At 67.6% G+C, this 20,123-nt stretch carries 16 protein-coding genes and 1 pseudogene; 4 read left to right on the forward strand and 13 right to left on the reverse strand.

What is annotated here, in order from left to right:
* The 3 genes from zwf to pgl are packed head-to-tail and all read left to right on the forward strand — an operon-like array spanning position 1 to position 3,143.
* Positions 1 to 1,521, forward strand: coding sequence for a glucose-6-phosphate dehydrogenase (gene zwf / locus BHE97_RS13880; protein ID WP_087624634.1), 1,521 nt, complete (start codon positions 1 to 3; stop codon positions 1,519 to 1,521).
* Positions 1,521 to 2,426, forward strand: a complete 906-nt coding sequence (locus tag BHE97_RS13885; RefSeq protein ID WP_087624635.1) for a glucose-6-phosphate dehydrogenase assembly protein OpcA — start codon at positions 1,521 to 1,523, stop codon at positions 2,424 to 2,426. Before zwf ends, BHE97_RS13885 begins: the two co-directional genes overlap by 1 nt.
* A 15-nt stretch (positions 2,427 to 2,441) precedes the next feature.
* Entirely contained in the window at positions 2,442 to 3,143 is a 702-nt protein-coding gene (gene pgl, locus BHE97_RS13890; RefSeq protein WP_236757695.1) for a 6-phosphogluconolactonase, read from the forward strand.
* A gap of 18 nt (positions 3,144 to 3,161) precedes the next feature.
* Here pgl and BHE97_RS13895 read toward each other — a convergent pair whose 3' ends face one another.
* From BHE97_RS13895 to uvrA, 13 genes and pseudogenes are all read right to left on the reverse strand, one after another.
* Entirely contained in the window at positions 3,162 to 3,821 is a 660-nt protein-coding gene (locus BHE97_RS13895; RefSeq protein ID WP_087624637.1) for a GntR family transcriptional regulator, read from the reverse strand.
* A 91-nt stretch (positions 3,822 to 3,912) separates the two neighbouring features.
* Positions 3,913 to 4,890, reverse strand: coding sequence for an iron-sulfur cluster-binding domain-containing protein (locus BHE97_RS21055; protein WP_343286120.1), 978 nt, complete (start codon positions 4,888 to 4,890; stop codon positions 3,913 to 3,915).
* Positions 4,891 to 4,962: 72 nt separating this feature from the next.
* Positions 4,963 to 7,746: pseudogene (locus BHE97_RS21060) on the reverse strand (molybdopterin-dependent oxidoreductase); the annotation flags it as partial.
* Positions 7,747 to 7,983: 237 nt separating this feature from the next.
* Positions 7,984 to 8,337 carry an RNA polymerase-binding protein RbpA gene (locus tag BHE97_RS13905; RefSeq protein WP_087624639.1) on the reverse strand — a complete coding sequence of 118 codons (354 nt, stop codon included), beginning with the start codon at positions 8,335 to 8,337 and terminating at the stop codon, positions 7,984 to 7,986.
* Entirely contained in the window at positions 8,337 to 8,573 is a 237-nt protein-coding gene (gene secG, locus BHE97_RS13910; protein WP_087624640.1) for a preprotein translocase subunit SecG, read from the reverse strand. The genes BHE97_RS13905 and secG overlap by 1 nt, the downstream gene beginning before the upstream one ends.
* A gap of 15 nt (positions 8,574 to 8,588) precedes the next feature.
* The gene (gene tpiA, locus BHE97_RS13915) at positions 8,589 to 9,392 is read right to left on the reverse strand and encodes a triose-phosphate isomerase (RefSeq protein ID WP_087624641.1); all 804 of its coding nucleotides are present in this window, start codon (positions 9,390 to 9,392) and stop codon (positions 8,589 to 8,591) included.
* A complete protein-coding gene (locus BHE97_RS13920; RefSeq protein WP_087624642.1) occupies positions 9,389 to 10,606 on the reverse strand; it encodes a phosphoglycerate kinase in 1,218 nt (405 codons plus the stop codon). The genes tpiA and BHE97_RS13920 overlap by 4 nt, the downstream gene beginning before the upstream one ends.
* Before the next feature lie 19 nt (positions 10,607 to 10,625).
* The gene (gene gap, locus BHE97_RS13925; protein WP_087624643.1) at positions 10,626 to 11,633 is read right to left on the reverse strand and encodes a type I glyceraldehyde-3-phosphate dehydrogenase; all 1,008 of its coding nucleotides are present in this window, start codon (positions 11,631 to 11,633) and stop codon (positions 10,626 to 10,628) included.
* A gap of 85 nt (positions 11,634 to 11,718) precedes the next feature.
* On the reverse strand, positions 11,719 to 12,702 hold the full coding sequence (whiA, locus tag BHE97_RS13930; RefSeq protein ID WP_087624644.1) for a DNA-binding protein WhiA: 984 nt from the start codon (positions 12,700 to 12,702) through the stop codon (positions 11,719 to 11,721).
* A 36-nt stretch (positions 12,703 to 12,738) separates the two neighbouring features.
* A complete protein-coding gene (yvcK, locus tag BHE97_RS13935) occupies positions 12,739 to 13,674 on the reverse strand; it encodes a uridine diphosphate-N-acetylglucosamine-binding protein YvcK (RefSeq protein WP_087624645.1) in 936 nt (311 codons plus the stop codon).
* The gene (gene rapZ / locus BHE97_RS13940) at positions 13,671 to 14,534 is read right to left on the reverse strand and encodes an RNase adapter RapZ (protein ID WP_087624646.1); all 864 of its coding nucleotides are present in this window, start codon (positions 14,532 to 14,534) and stop codon (positions 13,671 to 13,673) included. Before rapZ ends, yvcK begins: the two co-directional genes overlap by 4 nt.
* Positions 14,531 to 16,489 (reverse strand): excinuclease ABC subunit UvrC, encoded by a 1,959-nt coding sequence (gene uvrC / locus BHE97_RS13945; RefSeq protein WP_087624647.1) that lies wholly within the window; start codon positions 16,487 to 16,489, stop codon positions 14,531 to 14,533. Before uvrC ends, rapZ begins: the two co-directional genes overlap by 4 nt.
* 6 nt (positions 16,490 to 16,495) lie before the next feature.
* On the reverse strand, positions 16,496 to 19,354 hold the full coding sequence (gene uvrA, locus BHE97_RS13950; protein WP_087624648.1) for an excinuclease ABC subunit UvrA: 2,859 nt from the start codon (positions 19,352 to 19,354) through the stop codon (positions 16,496 to 16,498).
* A gap of 113 nt (positions 19,355 to 19,467) precedes the next feature.
* Here uvrA and BHE97_RS13955 point away from each other — a divergent pair, with 113 nt between their 5' ends.
* Positions 19,468 to 20,121 carry an MBL fold metallo-hydrolase gene (locus tag BHE97_RS13955; protein ID WP_087624649.1) on the forward strand — a complete coding sequence of 218 codons (654 nt, stop codon included), beginning with the start codon at positions 19,468 to 19,470 and terminating at the stop codon, positions 20,119 to 20,121.
* Positions 20,122 to 20,123: the final 2 nt, after the last annotated feature.

A 20,123-nucleotide genomic window follows, 5' to 3' on the forward strand; every position in this document is an offset into this window, starting at 1 on the left:
ATGACTGCGGCGAACCCGCTGCGGGATCCCCGGGACCGACGGCTCCCGCGCATCGCCGGGCCCTGCAGCGTCATCATGTTCGGCGTCACCGGGGATCTGGCGCGCAAGAAACTCATCCCGGCCATCTACGATCTGGCGCATCGCGGACTGCTGCCACCCGGTTTCGCCCTCGTCGGCTTCGCGCGTCATGACTTCGGCGACCGCACCTTCGCCTCGATGATCAAGGACGCAGCGAAGGCCGGAGCCCGTACCGAGTGGAGCGAGACGGTCTGGAAACAGCTCGCTGCGGGTATCCGCTTCGTCCCGGGACAGTTCGACGACGACGACGCGTGGGACCGTCTCGCGGAGACCCTCGCCGAACTCGACAGCACCCAGGGCACCGGCGGCAATCACGCCTTCTACCTGTCGATCCCGCCCGGGCTGTTCCCGGTCGTCGTCTCCAAGATCAAGGAGCACGGCCTGGCCACGTCCAGCGAGGGCTGGCGGCGGGTCGTCATCGAGAAGCCGTTCGGCCACGATCTGGAGTCGGCGCGGGAACTGAACCGGCTCGTCGACGATGTCTTCCCACGGACGTCGGTCTTCCGGATCGACCACTATCTGGGCAAGGAGACGGTCCAGAACATCCTGGCTCTGCGCTTCGCCAATGGCATGTTCGAGCCGATCTGGAACAGCCACTACGTCGATCACGTGCAGATCACCATGGCCGAGGACATCGGGATCGGCTCACGAGCGGGCTACTACGACGGCATCGGAGCGGCCCGCGATGTCATCCAGAACCACCTGCTGCAGCTGATGGCGCTGGTCGCGATGGAGGAGCCGGTCTCGCTCGACGCGAACAGCCTGCGACTGGAGAAGCAGAAGATCCTCGCCAATGCCAGCGCGCCGGCGGAGCTGTCCAAGCACACCGCGCGGGCCCAGTACACCTCCGGGTGGGCCGGTGGCGTCGAGGTCGAGGGATATCTCGACGAGGACGGCATACCCGAGGACTCCCGCACCGAGACCTATGCCGCCATGCGGATCGACATCGGCACGCGCCGGTGGGCGGGTGTGCCCTTCTACCTGCGGACCGGCAAGAGGCTCGGACGCCGGGTCACCGAGGTGGCGGTGGTGTTCAAGCGCGCTCCCCATCTGCCATTCCGCAAGCACGACGTGACCGAGCTGGGACAGAACGCGCTGGTCCTGCGGATCCAGCCAGATGAGGGTGTCACGCTGCGCTTCGGTGCCAAGGTCCCCGGCACGACGATGGAGATCCGCGACGTCAACATGGACTTCGCCTATGGTGGTGCCTTCGTCGAGAGCAGTCCTGAGGCCTACGAACGGCTGATCCTGGACGTCCTGCTCGGCGATCCCCCGCTCTTCCCGCAGCAGGAGGAGGTCGAGTTGTCCTGGAAGATCCTGGACCCGGTCATCAGGCACTGGCGGCGGCAACGCACGATCGACTCCTATCAGGCCGGCACCTGGGGGCCGGAGTCGGCCGATGCCATGATCCGGCGCGACGGCCGTACGTGGAGGCGTCCCTGATGGAGATCGCACTCAGCGACACCAACGCCGGCGAGATCGCCCGCGCCCTGGTACGCGCACGCCATGGTGCCGGTAGCCCGGCGATGGACATGGTGCTGACGCTCCTGGTCGTCACCGATGACGAGAATGTCGCCGATGCCATGCAGACCGCCACAGCGCTGTCCACCGAACACCCGGCCCGGGTGATCGGCGTCGTCCTCGGCGACGGCCGTGGACGCGCTCGGCTGAACGCCAAGGTACGGGTGGGCGAGTCCTCCACGGGCGAGTCGATCCTGCTGAGGATCGCCGGCAAGCTCACACGGCACAGCGAGTCGGTGGTCCTGCCGCTGTTGCTGCCGGACTCGCCCGTCGTGATCTGGTGGCCAGCAGATGGACCGGCCGATCCCTCGAAGGATCCGATCGGTCAGCTGGCCCAGCGACGGCTGACCGATGCGGAGAGCACCCGGCAGCCTGTGCGGGCGTTGCGCAATGTCGCACGGCACTACGCCCCCGGCGATACCGACCTGTCGTGGACTCGGCTGACCCCGTGGCGTGCACTGCTGGCTGCCGCGCTGGACCAGTCCACCGGTACTGTCAGCTCGGGGTCGGTGGTCAGCGACGAGGGCAATCCCGCGGCGGTGCTGCTGGTCGCCTGGCTCGAGAGCCGGCTGGGAGTGCCGATCAGCCATCGGCACGGTCCGGGCACGCAGATCAGCGAGGTCACGCTGGAGACCGACCTCGGCACCGTTCGCCTCACCCGTCAGGACGAGACGAGCTGCGAGTTCACGGTCCCCGGATCGGCCTCACGTGTCGTGCCGCTCGGTCGGCGGACACTGGCCGAGCTGCTTGCGGAGGACCTGCGGCGCCTCGATCCGGACGTGGTCTACGCCGAGACCATCGATCAGCTGCTGGAACAGAACATATGACCGAGGGAGGAGATCGTGACCGTACAGGTACTCGAGGACCGTGAGTCACTCGCGCGGGCCGTCGCCCACCGGATCAGCACTCGGATCGCCGAGCTCCATCAGACGTACGCCCGAAGGCCCCGGCTGGTGCTCACCGGCGGCTCCATCGCCGGTGAGATCTACGAGTTGCTGACCGGAGACTCGTCGGTGTGGCGCGAGGTGGACTACTACTGGGGCGACGAACGTTATGTCGAGTCGTCCTCCCCCGACCGCAACGAGTTCCAGGCGCGCGACTCCTTCTTCGCTCGCTTCGACATCCCCGAAGAACGTATCCACGCGATGCCCGCCGCAGGTGTACACGGCTCCAAAGAGGAGGCCGCAGATGCCTACGCCGCGCAGCTGCCCGATGAGTTCGATCTCGTCTTACTCGGCGTCGGACCCGACGGGCACGTCGCCTCGCTCTTCCCCGGTTTCGAGCAGTTGGCCGTCCTCGACCGCGACGTGGTGGCCGTGGATGATTCCCCTAAGCCCCCTCCGGAACGGCTCTCGCTGACCTTTCCGGCGCTCAATCGTACAACCGCGTTGTGGTTCGTGGTCGCCGGGGAGGACAAGGCCCAGGCGGTCGCCGCGGCCCTGGCCGGCAGCCCGGTCGAGGAGGTTCCAGCGGCAGGGGCCCGCGGTATCGAGGAGACGTTGTGGCTGCTCGATACCGAGGCGGCTGCCCGAATCCCCCGCTGAGCAACGGCTTCGCGCCGGTCAGCCCTCGGACGGCTGTGCCCACTCGCTGCGAGTGTGCGCGAGATGTTCGCTGAGGAGCCGCTCGGCTGCCTCACCGTCGCCTTCGAGCACGGCGTTCAGGATGCTGCGATGCTCGCCGGCAGCCTCGCTCAGGGTGTGCGCATCGGACTCGCGGAGACCGTAGAGTCGTGTCTGGTCGCGGAGGATGGCGACCCAGTCCAGCAGTCGCCGATTGCCGTGGAGCTCAAGGAGTGCCAGGTGAAACTCCCGATCCGCGGCCAGGAAGGTGTTGACGTCCCGGTCCTCGGCCGAGACCTCCGTGGCACGCACCAGCTGGTCCAGTCGATCGCGCTCGGCGGTGAGATCGACATCGGCCAGCGCGCGGACCGCAGGCACCTCGAGCATGAGTCTGAGCTCGAAGACCTCGTCGAGGTCGGCCGGAGTCAGCTCCGCCACCCGGAACCCGATATTGCGGACCGGCTCCATGATGCCGGCGTTCACGAGAGTGAGCATCGCCTCGCGCACGGGGCTGACGGACACACCGAGCTCGCGGGCGAGTGCGGTGGCCGAGCAGACCTCGCCGCTCTTGATCTCCCCTGAGACGATCGCCTGACGCACGATCCGCAGGGCCTTGTCACGGAGGCTGTCATCGCGCTCCAGGGTTCTGGCGGAGATCATGGGTGCCTCTTCGACATGTCTCGTACAGTACCCCATCGGCACTGGTAATCGACTACCGTTCAAGGTGAATCGGCCGGTGCACGTATCGCCCTCAGATATCGAGGACCACATCCCCGATCGGCACGGCGATACAGGTGAGACACCCGTCATCGGCCGGGTCCTCGCCGAGGTGAGCGATCGTTCCCGACACCACCCGGACGGCGCAGCTCTCGCACTGGCCGACCCGGCAGCCACTGGGCAGGATGCGTCCCTGTCTCTCGGCTGCCTGAAGAATCGAGCCGTCGGCCGGGGTCCAGTCGATCGGCTCTCCACCGCCCGCGAACCGGATCGCGGCCGGTCCGAGGTCCCGAGGCACCTCCACCGCGGCGTGGAAGTCCTCCCGGAAGACATCGAACCTCGGCACGCCGCGTGCGGTCAGCTCCTCCGTGACGTCGTCCATCAGACCCGAGGCACCACACAGGTAGACGAGGGGACGCTCGGCGACCGGCAGATCCAGATCGCCGAGCGACAGCCTTCCCAGCGCGTCGAAATCACGACCCCGTCGATCCGCCGGCGAGGGCTGGGAGTACCAGGTGCGGATGCTCAGCTCCGGCAGTTCTCCCGCGAGCAGCTCCAGCTCCTCGTGGAACGGGTGCTCGAGGCCGTTGCGGAACACGGCGAGCAAGGTGATCGAGCGCGGTCGCTCGGGACGGTTCCGCAGCGCCCGGAGATAGCCGATGAAGGGCGTGATGCCGACTCCCCCGGCCACCAGGATGACAGGGCGATCGGTCGACAGCGGAGGGGTGAAGGTTCCCCGCGGACGCTCCAGCCACAGCTGCGATCCCGGCGTCACGTCCTCGTGCACGAAGCGGGAGATCACACCGTTCTCGACCCGCCGCACGGCGATGTCGACCGTTGACGCGCCCTCGCCACCTCCCGTCACCGAGTACGCGCGCGCCGGGCCGTCCTCACTGGCGGCGAGCAGCACGTGCTGTCCGGGGCGCACGGCCGGCATCGACTCCCCCGTGGCCGGGGTGAGGCTCAGTCCTGCCACCCCCTGCGCCTCGGACCAGGCGCGCAGGACGCGCATCTGCTGTCGGCCGGCCCAGTTCCCCTCGCTGAGCACGGGATCGGCCCTCAGCTCGCAGGCGACGGCGCGCAGGGGGACTGAACCGCTCGTCGGATCGTGCTCGTCATCGCTGAGCACCGCGTTGATGTTCAGCGAACCGTCCCCGCTGACCGGTGTTCGGGGCAATCCCAGCGGCGGACAGTCCTCCCACCACCCGAAGTCCGCGAGGACCACACTCGGATGCAGGTCATCGTCGACGTGGACGCGGGCTCGGGTCGTCCCGTTCGCCGTCTCGATGACGGCCCAGTCGCCGTCGATCAGGCCGCGAGAGTCCGCGAGCTCTGCGCTGATGTCGATCTGCGGGTCAGGGGCCCGCCTCCGCAGCGAGGCGACGTGCCGGTGCGAGCTGTGCACGTAGACACCGTTCTTGTGCGTCGACAGGACCAGCGGCAACGGGGTGTCGTCACGGCCCCGGTACGAGGTGATAGGCGCGACGAAGGTCGGCAGAGGGCGGTACCCATGTTCGAGCAGCTGCTGGGAGTACAGCTCCACCCGCCGTGTCGGTGTCGCGAAACCCGCGACTCCTCCGTCCTCACGGCGGAGGGCGTACTTCTCTCGTGCGGTGGGCTGCGGGACCCGCACCGTGTGCTCTCCGTCGACGAGCTCCCGGAGGCTGACCCCGGCGGGCGCCAGATGCCACTCCCATCCCGCGCGGATGTCACCGTCGAAGAACTCCCCGCCGAGACCCAGCCTCGTGGCCAGGTCCACGGCGATCTCGTAGTCGGCGCGGGACTGACCGATCGGATCGATCATCCGAGGACGGTACTGGAGATACTCCACCGCCTCCTGTGTGATCTCGAAACCGGTCCGCAATGCCTCGCGTTCCCACGGACTGTTCGCCGGTAGGACGTAATCGGCGAGCTCAGCCGTCGGGTTCATGAACATATCCGTGTGGACATAGAGATCCAGGGCCTCGATGGCCGCTCTGCTGCGCTCACCGTCCGCCTGCGAGACCGTCATGTTGTTGCCGAAGCTCACCAGTGCCCGCACTCGATAGGGGTCGCCGTCCAGGGCCGCCCGACAGAAGTGGCGAGCAGTCACCCAGCCAAGCCGGGGCGGGCCCAGCGGCAGGTCCTCGAGTCCGAGCGCCTTCTCCTTCTGCTCTCGCGGCAACAGATCATAGGGCGAGAGGGGATTCAGCGGAGGCGGCTGCAGCCACAGATTGCCACCGATCCGATCGCACGCTCCCAGCAAGGCGTAGAGCGTCGCGATGCACCGTTCGGTCTGCGTCGCATTGGAGTGCTGTCCCACCCCGGTCCACGAGTGATAGGCGATACGGCCCCCGCGGCTGAGCAACCCGAAGAAGCGCTCGAGCTCGGCGAGGCCGATCGTCGTCGCCTCGGCCACCGCCTCCGGCGTCCACTCGGCACTGTGCTCGCGCAACCGGGCGAAGGCGGGGCGTGCGGTGATCCGTCGGCCGTCGACGGTGCTCAGCTCGACGCTCCCGGCAAGGTCGACCTCGCCGGGACGCTCCAGCGGGTAGCCGGGGTCATACGCCCGGAGCGCTCCTGTGGCGAGGTCGCTGACCACGAATCCGCTTGCAGATCCGTCCTCCCAGAGCTGATCGGCGGTGACGAACCGTCCGGTCTCGTCATCGACGAGCATCGGCGCATTGGTCCACGAGCGCACGAAGTCCGCGTCATAGGTCTCGGTCTGAAGCAGGTGGCGGACCGCGCCGAGCGCCAAGGCCGCGTCGGTCCCTGGCCGGACGCGCATCCACAGATCGGACTGCTGGCCGCTCCCGGCCTTCTTCGGGTCGATCACCACGACGGCTGCACCGCGGGCATGGGCCTCGGCGATACGGCTCGCCTGCGCCAGCCAGGTGCGCGCGGGATTGTGACCCCAGAGCAGGATGGTCTCGGCCTCGTCGTAGTCCGGCACTCCGACACCGCGTCCGAAGGTGAGGGCGTGCGCATAGTCCTTGTGCCAGCCGCAGTTCTCGACCGCGTAGATGAGATTCGGGCTGCCGAAGATCCGGACCAGGCGCTCGATCCACTCGATGCTGTCGACGATGGGTGTGCCGGACGGGGTCGTGGCGGCGAAGGCGACGGCGTCGACGGCTCGCTCGGCCGGGACGCCGTCGCGGCAGGCGAGGATGATGTCTCCAGCCTCCGCGAAGGACGAGGCACGGGTCTCGACAGTGACGAAGGCCCGGTCGACGAGGGCGGTGTCGACCTCGCGCGCATCGGGCGAGTGGGATCCGATGGCGACGACGGTCGTGTCCTCACGCAGCGATGCCGAATCGAAGAGCGGCAAGGAAGCCGAGGTGCAGCAGGCGACGATGTCCGCCTCCCCTACCGCTGCCGGAGAGCCGATCTCGGCCTCCAGCCCGGTCGCCGCCGCCCAGGCCACGAGCTGGTGCGTCCGTTCCGGGGATCGGCCCACCACGATGACCCGGCTCAGCGGGCGCACTGCACGAATGGCCTCGATATGACCGCGCGCCTGGGGCCCGGCGCCGAACACCACGAGGGTCGAGGCGTCCGCGGAGGCCAGATGACGGACCGCCAAGCCGGAGAGTGCGGCTGTGCGCAACACGGTGAAGCCGGCGGCATCGAAGATGACCGCCGGCTTCAGCGTCAGGCTGTCCGACAGGATCACGAGGCCCTGGATGCGGGGAAGGCCTCGCTGGTGATTCGTCGGAGACACCGAAGCCATCTTGACTCCCACGACGCCGTCGACCTGCGACGGCATGTAGAGCAGATGACCGTGGGGCAGATCCGTGCGGCTCCGCAACGGCGTGTGCTCGGTCGCCGTCCCGGTGCGCAGCGCGCCCTCCAGCGCGTTGATCGCCTCCTCATAGGAGACGAGACCGTCGAAATCGGCCGCGGTGACGAAAGGGAAGGGCGGATGAGTCGTGCATGCGGTGTCGGGTACCTCTCGTGGGGTTCACGGTCACCCCTGACCGGTGATCGATTACCCATAACGTAGGGCCAGCCGTGTTATGGCGTCAACGGCGGAAGCGCAGAAATGTGAATGTAACGCAACGAGAGAAAGCCATCGCCCACGGAAGGACTCCGTGGGCGATGGCTAGCGCAACAGTTCAGGGGCCGGCGATCAGAAGATGATCTCCCCGGTCTTACGCTTGGTACGCAGAGTCTCGAGGGCCTCATCGAGGATCGATGCGGCCTCCTCCTCCGAGCGCCGTTCCTTCACATAGGCCAGGTGCGTCTTGTACGGCTCGATACGTGGAGCATCGGGCCGATTCTCCGCATCGCGGCTGGCCGGGAGTCCGCAGCGCGGGCAGTCCCACTCGAGCGGCACCTCGGCCTCGATCGCGAACTGCAAGGTCGTCCGATGGTCCTTGACGCAGAAGAACTCCACCGTCTGGCGGGGCGCCGCCTCGCCGCGCTCAGCCTCGCCCATCGGACCGGCACCGATCCGACTTCCGCGGATCGCTCCGGTCGACATCAGGCGCTCACCTTCAGCAGCAGCCCGAGTGCGAACACGCATACGACCCAGACGAGGGCCACGCCGACCGTCAACCGGTCAAGATTGCGTTCTGCCACAGAGGATCCGCCGAGCGAGCTCGATACACCCCCGCCGAACATGTCCGAAAGTCCGCCGCCGCGGCCCTTGTGCATGAGGACCAGCACGATCATCAGCAGGCTGCTGAGCGCCAGCAGGATCGAGAACAACAAGATCACGAGACGTTTCCTCCGTCAGGAACCGGACAGATCCGGCAGATCGTAGAATCGGGCGATCGCGGCGAACTCCTCGGCGTGCAGGCTCGCGCCACCGACAAGGGCACCATCGACATCGGGTTTGGCCATGATAGACGAGACATTCTGTGCCTTGACCGATCCGCCGTACAGGATACGCGTCGACGTCGCGGTCTCGGTACCCCACGTCTCGGCGAGCCGCCCACGGATCGCCGAGCAGACCTCCTGCGCATCCTCGGGAGTCGCCACTTCGCCGGTGCCGATCGCCCACACCGGCTCATAGGCGATCACCAGTCCGGCGACCTGCTCGGCGGTGAGGCCCGCGAGCGAACCGTCGACCTGCCTCAGGGTGTAGGCCACGTGCTCACCGGACTGGCGCACCTCGAGGCCCTCCCCCACGCAGACGATCGGCGTCATACCGGCAGCGAGCGTCTTGCCCGCCTTGGTGTTGACCACAGCATCGGTCTCGCCGTGGTACTCACGGCGCTCCGAGTGGCCCACCACGACGTACGAGCAGCCGAGCTTGGCCAGCATCGCCGCGCTGATCTCACCGGTGTACGCGCCACCGTCGTGCTCGGAGACATCCTGGGCACCGTAGCCGATCTGCAGATGGTCACCGTCGACGAGGGTCTGCACGCTGCGGATGTCCGTGAACGGGGGAATCACGACGACCTCGGACTTGGCATAGTCGTGCTTCTTGTCCGACAGGGTCCAGGCGAGCTTCTGCACCAGCACGACAGCTTCGTGGTGGTTCAGATTCGACTTCCAGTTGCCCGCCATCAGCGGGGTGCGAGCATCGCTCATGCCGTCACCTCCTCATCGAGAACGGCCAGACCCGGCAGGGTCTTGCCCTCCAGGTACTCCAGGCTGGCACCGCCACCGGTCGAGATGTGACCGAATCGGTCGTCGGAGAACCCGAGCTGACGGACCGCGGCCGCGGAATCTCCGCCACCGACCACCGAAAGACCGTCGACCTCGGTGAGCGCCTGCGCCACCGCCTTGGTGCCCGCGGCGAAGGCCGCCATCTCGAATACGCCCATAGGCCCGTTCCAGAAGACCGTCCGCGCACCCCTGATGACCTCCGCGAAGTGCTCGGCCGAGTCCGGGCCGATATCGAGTCCGAGCTGATCGTCGGGGATCTCGTCGACCGGCACGACCGTCGCCGGAGCGTCGGCGGCGAACTCCGGCGCCACGACCACGTCCGTCGGCAGCACCAGCTCCACCCCCTTCTCCGCGGCACGGTCGATATAACCCTTGGCGACCTCGATCTGGTCGGACTCGAGAAGGCTCTTGCCGACCCCATGACCCTGCGCGGCCAGGAAGGTGAAGACCATGCCGCCACCGATCAGCAGGGTGTCGGCCCGGTCGATCAGATGGTCGATGACCCCGAGCTTGTCGGACACCTTCGAGCCGCCGAGTACGACCGCATAGGGACGCTCAGGGCTTTCGGTCAGGCGCCTGAGCACCTCGACCTCGGCTTCGACGAGACCGCCGACATAGGCCGGCAGGCGGCGGGCGATGTCGTAGACACTCGCCTGCTTGCGGTGGACGACGCCGAAACCATCGGAGACGAAGACATCGGCGAGCTCGGCCAGCTCATCGGCGAAGGCACCCCGTTCGGCATCGTCCTTGCTGGTCTCACCGGCGTTGAAGCGCACATTCTCGAGCACTGCGACCTCGCCGTCACCCAGCGCCGCACTGATCCGGCGAGCTTCGGGGCCGACCGTGTCATTGGCGAACAGCACCGGCTGTCCGAGGAGTTCGGCCAGGCGCTCGGCGACCGGCTTGAGCGAGTACTGCGGATCCGGCGCACCCTTCGGACGACCCAGATGGGCCGCGACCAGGACCTTGGCGCCCGCATCGGTCAGACGCTCGATGGTCGGCACGCTGGCACGGACGCGGCCGTCGTCGGTGATGCGCTGGCCGTCCAATGGCACGTTCAGGTCGCTGCGTACCAGGACGCGCCGGCCACCGAGGTCGCCACCGGACTCCGACAGCAGAGTGTCGATCGTCTTCACGAGAAGCCGTCTCCCGCGATCAGAGCGATCCGCCGACGAGACCGACGAGGTCGACCAGGCGGTTGGAGTATCCCCACTCGTTGTCGTACCAGCCGACGACCTTGACCTGGTCACCGATCACCTTGGTGAGACCGGAGTCGAAGATGCACGACGCCGGATCGGTGACGATATCGGTCGAAACGATCGGGTCCTCGGTGTACGTGAGCCTGCCGGCCAGGGGCCCCTCGGCGGCGGCCTTCTTGACGATCTCGTTGACCTCCTGGACGGTGGTCTCACGGCTTGCGGTGAAGGTCAGATCGGTGGCCGAGCCGGTCGGCACGGGGACCCGCAGCGCGTACCCGTCGAGCTTGCCCTTGAGCTCGGGCAGCACGAGGCTGACGGCCTTGGCGGCACCGGTCGAGGTCGGCACGATGTTGAGCGCGGCGGCTCGGGCCCGGCGCAGATCCTTGTGCGGCGCGTCCTGGAGGTTCTGATCCTGCGTGTACGCGTGGATCGTGGTCATGAGGCCCTTCTCGATGCCGAGGGCGTCGTTGAGGGCCTTGGCCATCGGGGCGAGACAGTTGGTGGTGCACGAGGCGTTCGAGATCACCGTGTGCTGTGCGGGATCGTAGAGACCGTCGTTGACGCCCATGACGATCGTGATGTCCTCATTCTTGGCCGGCGCCGAGATGATGACCTTCTTGGCGCCGCCGTCGAGGTGGGCCTTGGCCTGCGTGGCATCGGTGAAGAAGCCGGTGGACTCTACGATGACATCCGCGCCGACGCTGGCCCAGTCGAGCTTGGCCGGGTCGCGCTCCTCGAAGGCCGCGATGCGCTGATCGCCGACGTAGATGGCCTCGTCATCGAAGGTCACCTCGGCATCGAGACGGCCGAGGATGGAGTCGTACTTGAGCAGCGTGGCGAGGGTCTTGTTGTCGGTGAGGTCGTTGACCGCGACGATCTCGATGTCCGCTCCGGCGGCGCGTGCGGCGCGGAAGAAGTTGCGGCCGATGCGACCGAAGCCGTTGATACCTACACGAACAGTCACGCGAGACTCCTGCAATCGAAGGTGGGGTGCACTACACCGTCCACCCTACTACTGCCGCTCTCGCCGAGCGTGTGGACCGACGCCCTCACTGATCGGGCAGGAGATCCTCATTCAGACCCGCCTCGGTGTCGGGGATACCGAGGTCCTGTGCGCGCTTGTCGGCCATCGCGAGCAGTCGGCGGATGCGGCCGGCGATCGCGTCCTTGGTGAGCACCGGATCGTGCAGCTGGCCCAGCTCCTCCAGACTCGCCTGCCGGTGCTCCACGCGCAGCAGTCCGGCGAGCTTCAGATGATCGGGGACCTCGTCCCCGAGGATCTCCAGGGCACGCTGCGCCCGGGCACCGGCGGCGACCGCGGCGCGCGCGGAACGGCGCAGGTTCGCGTCATCGAAATTGGCCAGCCGGTTGGCGGTGGCCCGCACCTCGCGGCGCATACGGCGTTCCTCCCAGGCGAGCAGCGCCTCATGGGCTCCGAGCCGTGTCAGCAGCGCGCCGATGGCCTCGCCGTCACGGATCACGACCCGGTCGGCACCACGTACCTCGCGCGCCTTCGCCGCGATGCCCAGGCGGCGGGCTGAGCCCACCAGCGCCAGTGCGGCCTCCGGCCCGGGAGCGGTCACCTCCAGAGAAGACGAGCGGCCGGGTTCGGTCAGCGATCCACGGGCCAGGAAGGCACCGCGCCACGCAGCCACCGCATCACAGGACGCACCCGAGACGACCTGGGGCGGAAGCCCCCGGATCGGCCGGCCGCTGGCGTCAACCACACCGGTCTGCCTGGCCAGGGCATCACCCTCCTTGGCGACCCGCACGACATACGACGTGCCCTTGCGGATGCCGCCGTTCTGCAGCACCAGCAGCTCACTGTCGTGGCCGTAGACCTCGGCGATGTCCCTGCGCAGGCGACGCGCCATCGCGCCGGAGTCCAGGTCGGCTTCCACCACGATCCGGCCCGAGACGATGTGCAGTCCGCCAGCGAAACGCAGGATCGTGGAGACCTCGGCCTTACGGCAGCAGGACTTGGTGATCGCTGTCTGCGCCAGCTCGGACTTGACCTGGGTCGTCATCGCCATCGGCGGTGTTCCTCCTCGAAGAGTGTTCGCTTCACTCTATGCCTCAGCGAAAACCCTCGTGAAGACCCGGGCGAGCAGCTCCGGATCGTGCTGATCCGGCCGCTCCTGCGAGGCAACATCGGCGCACACCAGCGTGGCCCCGAGACGGCGAGCGGCATGCTGCAGGGCCGAGTCATCGGCCACACTCCGCCGGTCGGCCACTATCGCGTCCAGACGCAGATCGGGGGCGTGCTCGACGAGGACGTCCAGATGCGCCGAGGGCGTCAACCCCTCGGTCTCCCCCGGCTGATCGACCAGGTTGAGCACGAGGACCCGCCGCGCGCTGGTGCGCACCAAGGCCTCACGCAAGCTCGGGACCAGCAGATTCGGCATGACGCTCGTGAACCACGATCCCGGCCCCACGACGACCCAGTCGGCATCATCGATGGCCGCTACCGATTCGGGACACGCGGGCGGATCGGCTGGCTCCAACCGGACTCCCAGGACCTCGCCGCGCGCCGAGGCGACTTGCGCCTGCCCGCGCACCCGCTCGACCGGATAGGGCGCGATCCGTGAGCGGACATCAGCCTCGATCGTCAGAGGGACCGAGGCCATCGGCAGCACGCGACCCTGCGCGCCGAGCAACTCGCCCACGAGCGCGAGACCGCTGACGGTATCGCCCAACCGGTCCCAGGTCGCGGCCAGCAGCAGATTGCCGAGAGCATGGTTGCCGAGGGGCCCGTCGCCGCTGAACCGGTGCTGCAGGATCCCCGCCCAGGTGCGTCCCCAGTCGTCATCGCGGCACAAAGCCGCCAGCGCCATCCGCAGATCCCCCGGAGGGAGGATGCCGAACTCCTCGCGCAGGCGTCCCGACGAGCCACCGTTGTCCGCCACCGTGACGATGCCCGTGAGGTCCTCGGTGACCCGTCGCAACGCCGCCAGACTGGCGGCGAGGCCGTGCCCTCCCCCGAGAGCGACGACGCGCGAACTCATTCCTTCCCCAGATCGCGGTGCACGACCAGCGTTCGGACCCCGTGCGCCCGCAACCGCTCCGCAAGCGCCTCGGACATCGCGACACTGCGGTGCCGACCGCCCGTGCAGCCGATCGCGACGGTCAGGAAGTGCTTGTCCTCGTGGAGGAAGCCGTCGGTGAGCAGGGCGATGACCTGCTCGTAGCTGTCCAGGAACTCCTCGGCACGGGGCTGCTTCCCGACATACTCGCGGACCGGCTCGTCCAACCCGCTCAGGGCCCGGAGATCGTCGTCCCAGTACGGATTGGGCAGGAAGCGCATGTCGGCGACCATGTCGGCATCGATCGGAATGCCGTACTTGAAGCCGAAGGACACGACCGTCGCCCGCAGCCCGTGCTGCTCGGGCACCTCGAAGGCGGCCTGCATGCGCTGGGCGAGCTGATGCGTGTTGAGTCGGGTCGTGTCGATGACGAGATCCGCTGCCGCCCGTAGATTGCGCAGCAGATCGCGCTCGCGATCGAAACCGTCCATCAGCCTGCCCTCGTGGCTGAGCGGATGTGGCCTCCGCGCTGCCTCCTGGCGCCGCACGAGGACATCATCGGCCGCCTCCAGATACAGGATCCGGACGGCCACCCCGGAGGCCTTCACTACCTCGACCTGATCGACCAGGGCACCGAAGAATCCGCGCGAACGAGCGTCGACCACCAGTGCGAACCGATCGACATCGCCGGCCTCTCCGACCGTGCGCACCGCATCGGCCAGCATGGGTGCCGGGAGGTTGTCGATGACGTAGTAACCGAGCTTCTCCAAGACCTTCGCGGCAGTGCCGCGTCCGGCGCCGGTCATACCGGTGACCAGGACGACCTCGTTGATCCCGCTCACGTACTGCCCTCTCCGTCGTCGATGATCTCGCCCGTGCGGGTGTCGATCGCCGGCCCGGCCGGGGATCCGTCCCGTAGGGCCTGCACGATCGATTCTGCCGTAGCCGGTCCGATACCGGGCACCGCCTCGATCTCCTCGACGGTCGCGGCCCGGAGCTTCTTCAGCGAGCCGAAGTGCTTCATCAGCGCCTTGCGCCGCGTCTCGCCCAGCCCGGGGACCGGATCGAGCAGGCTCTCGACCATCGACCTGCTCCGCCGCGTCCGGTGATGGGAGATGGCGAACCGGTGGGCTTCGTCGCGCACCCGTTGCAGCAGATAGAGTCCCTCGCTCGTACGCGGCAGGATCACCGGGTCCTCGTCATCGGGCAGCCACACCTCCTCCAGCTTCTTGGCCAGGCCGCACAAGGCGATCCCGGTGATGCCGAGCTCGGCCATCGCGGCCTGTGCGGCGGCCACCTGCGGAGGACCGCCGTCGACCACGACCAGCGAGGGCGCATAGGCGAACTTGCGCGGTTTGCCGGTCTCCGGGTCGATGCCGGGCTCTTCATCGCCCTGGCGATCGCGAGCCCGTAGATAGGCCTCGAATCGCCGCGTGATGACCTCGTGCATCGCCGCGACATCGCTCTGCCCCTCGTGGCGGACGGTGAAGCGGCGGTACTCGGACTTGCGCGCGAGACCGTCCTCGAAGACCACCATCGAGGCGACGATCTCGGTGCCCTGGAGGTTGGAGATGTCGAAGCACTCGATCCGCAGCGGCGGGTCGGCGAGTCCGAGCGCGGCCTGGATCTCCTCCAAGGCCAGGCTCCGCGCGGTGAGATCGCCACTGCGCTTGAGCTTGTGCCGGCCCATTGCCTGCTTGGCATTCTGCTCGACGGTCTCCATCAACCGCTTCTTGTCCCCACGCTGGGGGACGCGGATCCGCACGGGACCTCCCCGCTGCTCGCTGAGCAGCGCCTCGACCGCCTCCAGGTCCGCGGGAAGCTCGGGCACCAGTACCTGCTTCGGGATCGCCTCGTCGGCCGCGTCCTGGTACAAGGTCATCAGCGCGTGCTGCACCAACTCGGCCAGATCAGCATCGTCCTCCTTGTCGGCGACCCAGCCGCGCTGCCCCCGCACGCGCCCCCCGCGCACCGAGAAGATCTGAACAGCGACCTCGAGCGGATCGTCGACGAAACCGAAGACATCGGCATCAGTGCCGTCCCCGAGGACGACCGTCTGCTTCTCCAGGACGCGGTGGAGGGCGGAGAGGTCGTCACGGTACTTAGCCGCGAGCTCGTACTCCTGGCGTCCCGCGGCGTCGCGCATCTGCTGCTCGATACGGCGCGTGAAACCGGCAGTCTGGCCGCCCATGAAGGCCAGGAAGTCATCGACGATGTCGCGATGCTGCTCGGCGGAGACCCGTCCCACACAAGGGGCTGCGCACTTGCCGATGTCCCCGAGCAGACAGGGGCGGCCGATCGCCTTGGAGCGCCGGAACACCCCGGCCGAGCACGACCGCATGGGGAAGACGCGCAGCAGGGTGTCGACGGTGTCGCGGATCGCCCAGGCGTGACCATAGGGGCCGAAGTAACGGACCCCCTTGCGCTGCGCACCCCGCATCACCTGGACGCGAGGGAACTCCTCACCCACCGTGACCGCGAGCCACGGATACGACTTGTCGTCGCGGTACTTGACGTTGAATCGGGGGTCGTACTCCTTGATCCAGGAGTACTCCAAGGCCAGGGCCTCGACCTCGGTGCCGACCACCGTCCACTCGACCGAGGCGGCCGTGGTGACCATCTGCTGGGTCCGGGGATGCAGGTGCGCGATGTCCTGGAAGTAGGAGCTCAGACGCGGGCGCAGCGACTTGGCCTTGCCCACATAGATCACGCGGCGTTCGGCATCGCGGAAGCGATAGACCCCCGGCTCGATCGGGATCTCCCCCGGCCGAGGTCGGTAAGTGGCCGGATCAGCCATCGGCGCTCACGCCAGCAGGGGCGCGAGGAAGCGCCCCGTATGGCTCGCCGGGTTGGCCGCGACATCCTCGGGGGTACCCTCCGCGACCAACATGCCGCCCCCGCTGCCTCCCTCGGGGCCCATGTCGATGATCCAGTCCGCGGATTTGATCACATCGAGGTTGTGCTCGATGACCAGCACCGAGTTGCCGGTGTCCACGAGGCGCTGCAGCACTCCGAGGAGTTTGCGGATGTCCTCGAAGTGCAGCCCTGTGGTGGGCTCGTCGAGTACATAGATCGTGCGGCCGGTGGAACGCTTCTGCAGCTCCGCCGCAAGCTTGACGCGCTGTGCCTCGCCGCCGGACAGCGTGGGCGCGGATTGCCCGAGTCGGACATAGCCCAGTCCGACGTCGACGAGCGTGCGCATATGGCGGGCGATGGCGGGGATGGCCTCGAAGAAGTCCACGGCCTCCTCGATCGGCATGTCGAGGACATCGGCGATCGTCTTGCCCTTGTAGTGCACCTCGAGGGTCTCGCGGTTGTAGCGCGCCCCGTGGCAGACCTCGCATGGCACGTAGACGTCGGGCAGGAAGTTCATCTCGATGCGGATGGTGCCGTCGCCGTGGCAGGCCTCGCAACGACCGCCCTTGACGTTGAAGGAGAAGCGCCCCGGCAGGTAGCCACGCATCTTCGCTTCGGGAGTCTGCGCGAAGAGCTTGCGGACGTGATCGAAGACGCCGGTATAGGTCGCCGGGTTGGAGCGCGGTGTGCGGCCGATCGGCGACTGGTCGACGTGGATGACCTTGTCGAGATTCTCGATCCCGTCGATGGCACGGTGTCGACCGGGGATGGTGCGCGCCTTGTAGATCGCACGGGCGAGGGAGGTGTAGAGGATGTCGTTGACGAGCGTGGACTTGCCCGAGCCGGACACTCCGGTCACCGCGACGAGCTGACCGAGCGGGAAGGTGACGTCGATATCACGCAGGTTGTTCTCGCGGGCACCGCGGACGGTGACCTCGCGGCCCTCCTGCCGTGGTCGACGCTTCTCCGGGAGCGGGATGCTCTCCTTGCCGCTGAGGTAGCGACCGGTGAGGGAGTCGTCATCGGCGAGCAGCTCGTCGACGCTGCCCGACACCATCACCTGGCCGCCGTGTTCTCCGGCACCTGGTCCGATATCGACCACCCAGTCCGAGGTGCGGATGGTGTCCTCATCGTGTTCGACGACGATCAGCGTGTTGCCGAGGTTCTTGAGCCGGACGAGGGTCTCGATGAGGCGGTGGTTGTCACGCTGGTGCAGGCCGATGGATGGCTCGTCGAGCACGTAGAGCACGCCGACCAGTCCGGCGCCGATCTGCGTGGCGAGCCGGATGCGCTGGGCCTCGCCGCCCGACAGCGAGCCGGCGGCACGATCCAGCGAAAGGTAGTCCAGGCCGACATCGAGCAGGAAGCGCAGGCGCTCGTGGATCTCCTTGAGCACCCGGCCGCCGATCTGGCGCTCGCGGTCGTTCATCACGAGGTCGTCCAGGAACTCGGCGGCCTCAGCGATCGACAGATGGCACAGCTCGGCGATGTTCCTGGGGCCGTGCTTGGCCGATTCGATCGTGACCGCGAGGATGACCGGCTTGAGACGGGTGCCGTCACAGGTGGGGCACGGCACCTCCCGCATGAAGCCCTCGAGCCTTTCGCGATTGGTCTCGGACTCGGTCTCGGCATAACGCCGTTGGACGAAGCCGACGGCTCCCTCGAAGGCCGAATAGTAGGAGCGCTCACGTCCGTACCGGTTCTTGTAGCGGACGTGCACCTTGGTCTCGTGGCCGTGCATGAGCGCGTTCTTCACGTCACCGGGCAGCTCGATATAGGGCGTGTCGATGGAGAAGCCGAGCTCATCGGCCAGGGCCTCCGTCAGCCTCAAGAAGTACTCCGACACCTGGTTGTAGGCCCACGCGGCGATGGCTCCCTCGGCCAGGGACTTCTCCGGATCGGGGACGAGGAGCTCAGGGTCGACCTCCATCCGGCTGCCGATCCCATGGCACTCGGGGCAGGCACCGAAGGGCGCATTGAAGGAGAAGGACCGGGGTTCGAGCTCGTCGATCTGCAGGGGGTGGTCGTTGGGGCAGGCGAGCTTCTCGGAGAACCGGCGGTGCCGGGCCGGGTCGTCGGCGGGGAGGTCGACATAGTCGATCACGACGAGACCGTCGGCCAAGGCGAGCGCGGTCTCGACCGACTCGGTGAGTCGCTGCTTGGAGCTCGGCTTGACCGTGAGACGGTCGACGACGACATCGATGGTGTGCTTCTTCTGCTTGACCAGCTTGGGCGGCTCGTCGGCGAGCTGGTGCATCTCACCGTCGACGATCGCGCGGCTGAAGCCCTGCTGCTGCAAGGTGCCGAAGAGCTCGGTGTACTCTCCCTTGCGGCCGCGGATCATCGGCGCGAGGACCTGGAACCGCGTACCCTCCTCGCCGTCGAGGATGCGGTCGACGATCTGCTGCGGGGTCTGTCGGCTGATGGCCTCGCCGCACACCGGACAGTGCGGATGGCCGGCTCGCGAGTACAGCAGGCGCAGATAGTCGTAGACCTCGGTGATCGTGCCGACCGTGGACCGCGGATTGCGCGAGGTGGACTTCTGGTCGATGGACACCGCCGGGGAGAGTCCCTCGATGAAGTCGACATCCGGCTTGTCCATCTGGCCGAGGAACTGCCGGGCGTAGGCCGACAGCGACTCGACGTAGCGACGCTGGCCTTCGGCGAAGATGGTGTCGAAGGCAAGCGAGGACTTGCCCGATCCCGAGAGCCCCGTGAACGTGATGAGGGCATCACGGGGAAGATCGAGCGAGACGTCCTTGAGGTTATGCTCGCGGGCACCGCGAATCACGAGACGATCGGCCACCCGACCAGCCTAACGAGGGCCACCGACAGTTTCTCTCGAGCGAGTTCCCCACCAGCTCCAACGGGCGGTGAGCTGTCCCACACCCCGCTTCCCGAGGCGCTAGGGTCGGGGCCATGACGTACACGGGAGAAGTCGAAGTCGGTGGAGCTCCGGACGTGCGGGAGGCCGGTGATCTGCGGATCACCAAGGTCGCCGTCGGGCCGATGAGCAACAACGTCTATCTGCTGCAGTGCACCATCACCGGCGAACAGGCGCTGATCGATGCGGCCGATGAGGCTCCGCGCCTGTTGGAGCTCATCGGCGGCGCGGGTCTTGCACGCGTCGTGACCACCCACCGCCACCCCGACCATGTACAGGCGCTCCCGGATGTCGTCGCCGCGACCGGTGCGCAGACCGTCGCCGGTGAGGACGATGCGGACGATCTGCCCGTCCCCGTGGACGTGCGGGTGCGGACCGGGGCTCGCATCGTGGTCGGCACCTGTGAGCTCGAGGTGATCGAGATCGTGGGCCACACGCCAGGATCGATCGTCCTGGCCTATGACGACCCCGACGGTATCGTGCACCTCTTCACCGGCGACTCGCTCTTCCCCGGCGGCGTGGGAAAGACCTGGTCCGAGGAGGACTTCCAGAGCCTCATCGGCGATGTCGAGGCCAAGATCTTCGGCCGCTTCGCGGACGACACCTGGTTCTACCCCGGCCACGGCGACGACTCCACCCTCGGCGCCGAGCGCCCGCACCTGTCCGAGTGGCGCGAACGCGGCTGGTGACT

This window comes from Aeromicrobium sp. PE09-221 (assembly GCF_002174305.1).
Taxonomy (GTDB): Bacteria; Actinomycetota; Actinomycetes; order Propionibacteriales; family Nocardioidaceae; genus Aeromicrobium.

Coding starts and splice junctions, on each gene's coding strand:
- BHE97_RS13895 (WP_087624637.1), bottom strand. CDS start 3,821: ATGATCTCCGCCAGAACCCTGGAGCGCGATGACAGCCTCCGTGACAAG.
- zwf (WP_087624634.1), top strand. CDS start 1: ATGACTGCGGCGAACCCGCTGCGGGATCCCCGGGACCGACGGCTCCCG.
- BHE97_RS13885 (WP_087624635.1), top strand. CDS start 1,521: ATGGAGATCGCACTCAGCGACACCAACGCCGGCGAGATCGCCCGCGCC.
- BHE97_RS13905 (WP_087624639.1), bottom strand. CDS start 8,337: ATGTCGACCGGAGCGATCCGCGGAAGTCGGATCGGTGCCGGTCCGATG.
- BHE97_RS13955 (WP_087624649.1), top strand. CDS start 19,468: ATGACGTACACGGGAGAAGTCGAAGTCGGTGGAGCTCCGGACGTGCGG.
- BHE97_RS21055 (WP_343286120.1), bottom strand. CDS start 4,890: ATGCGCGTCCTGCGCGCCTGGTCCGAGGCGCAGGGGGTGGCAGGACTG.
- tpiA (WP_087624641.1), bottom strand. CDS start 9,392: ATGAGCGATGCTCGCACCCCGCTGATGGCGGGCAACTGGAAGTCGAAT.
- uvrC (WP_087624647.1), bottom strand. CDS start 16,489: ATGGCTGATCCGGCCACTTACCGACCTCGGCCGGGGGAGATCCCGATC.
- yvcK (WP_087624645.1), bottom strand. CDS start 13,674: ATGAGTTCGCGCGTCGTCGCTCTCGGGGGAGGGCACGGCCTCGCCGCC.
- whiA (WP_087624644.1), bottom strand. CDS start 12,702: ATGGCGATGACGACCCAGGTCAAGTCCGAGCTGGCGCAGACAGCGATC.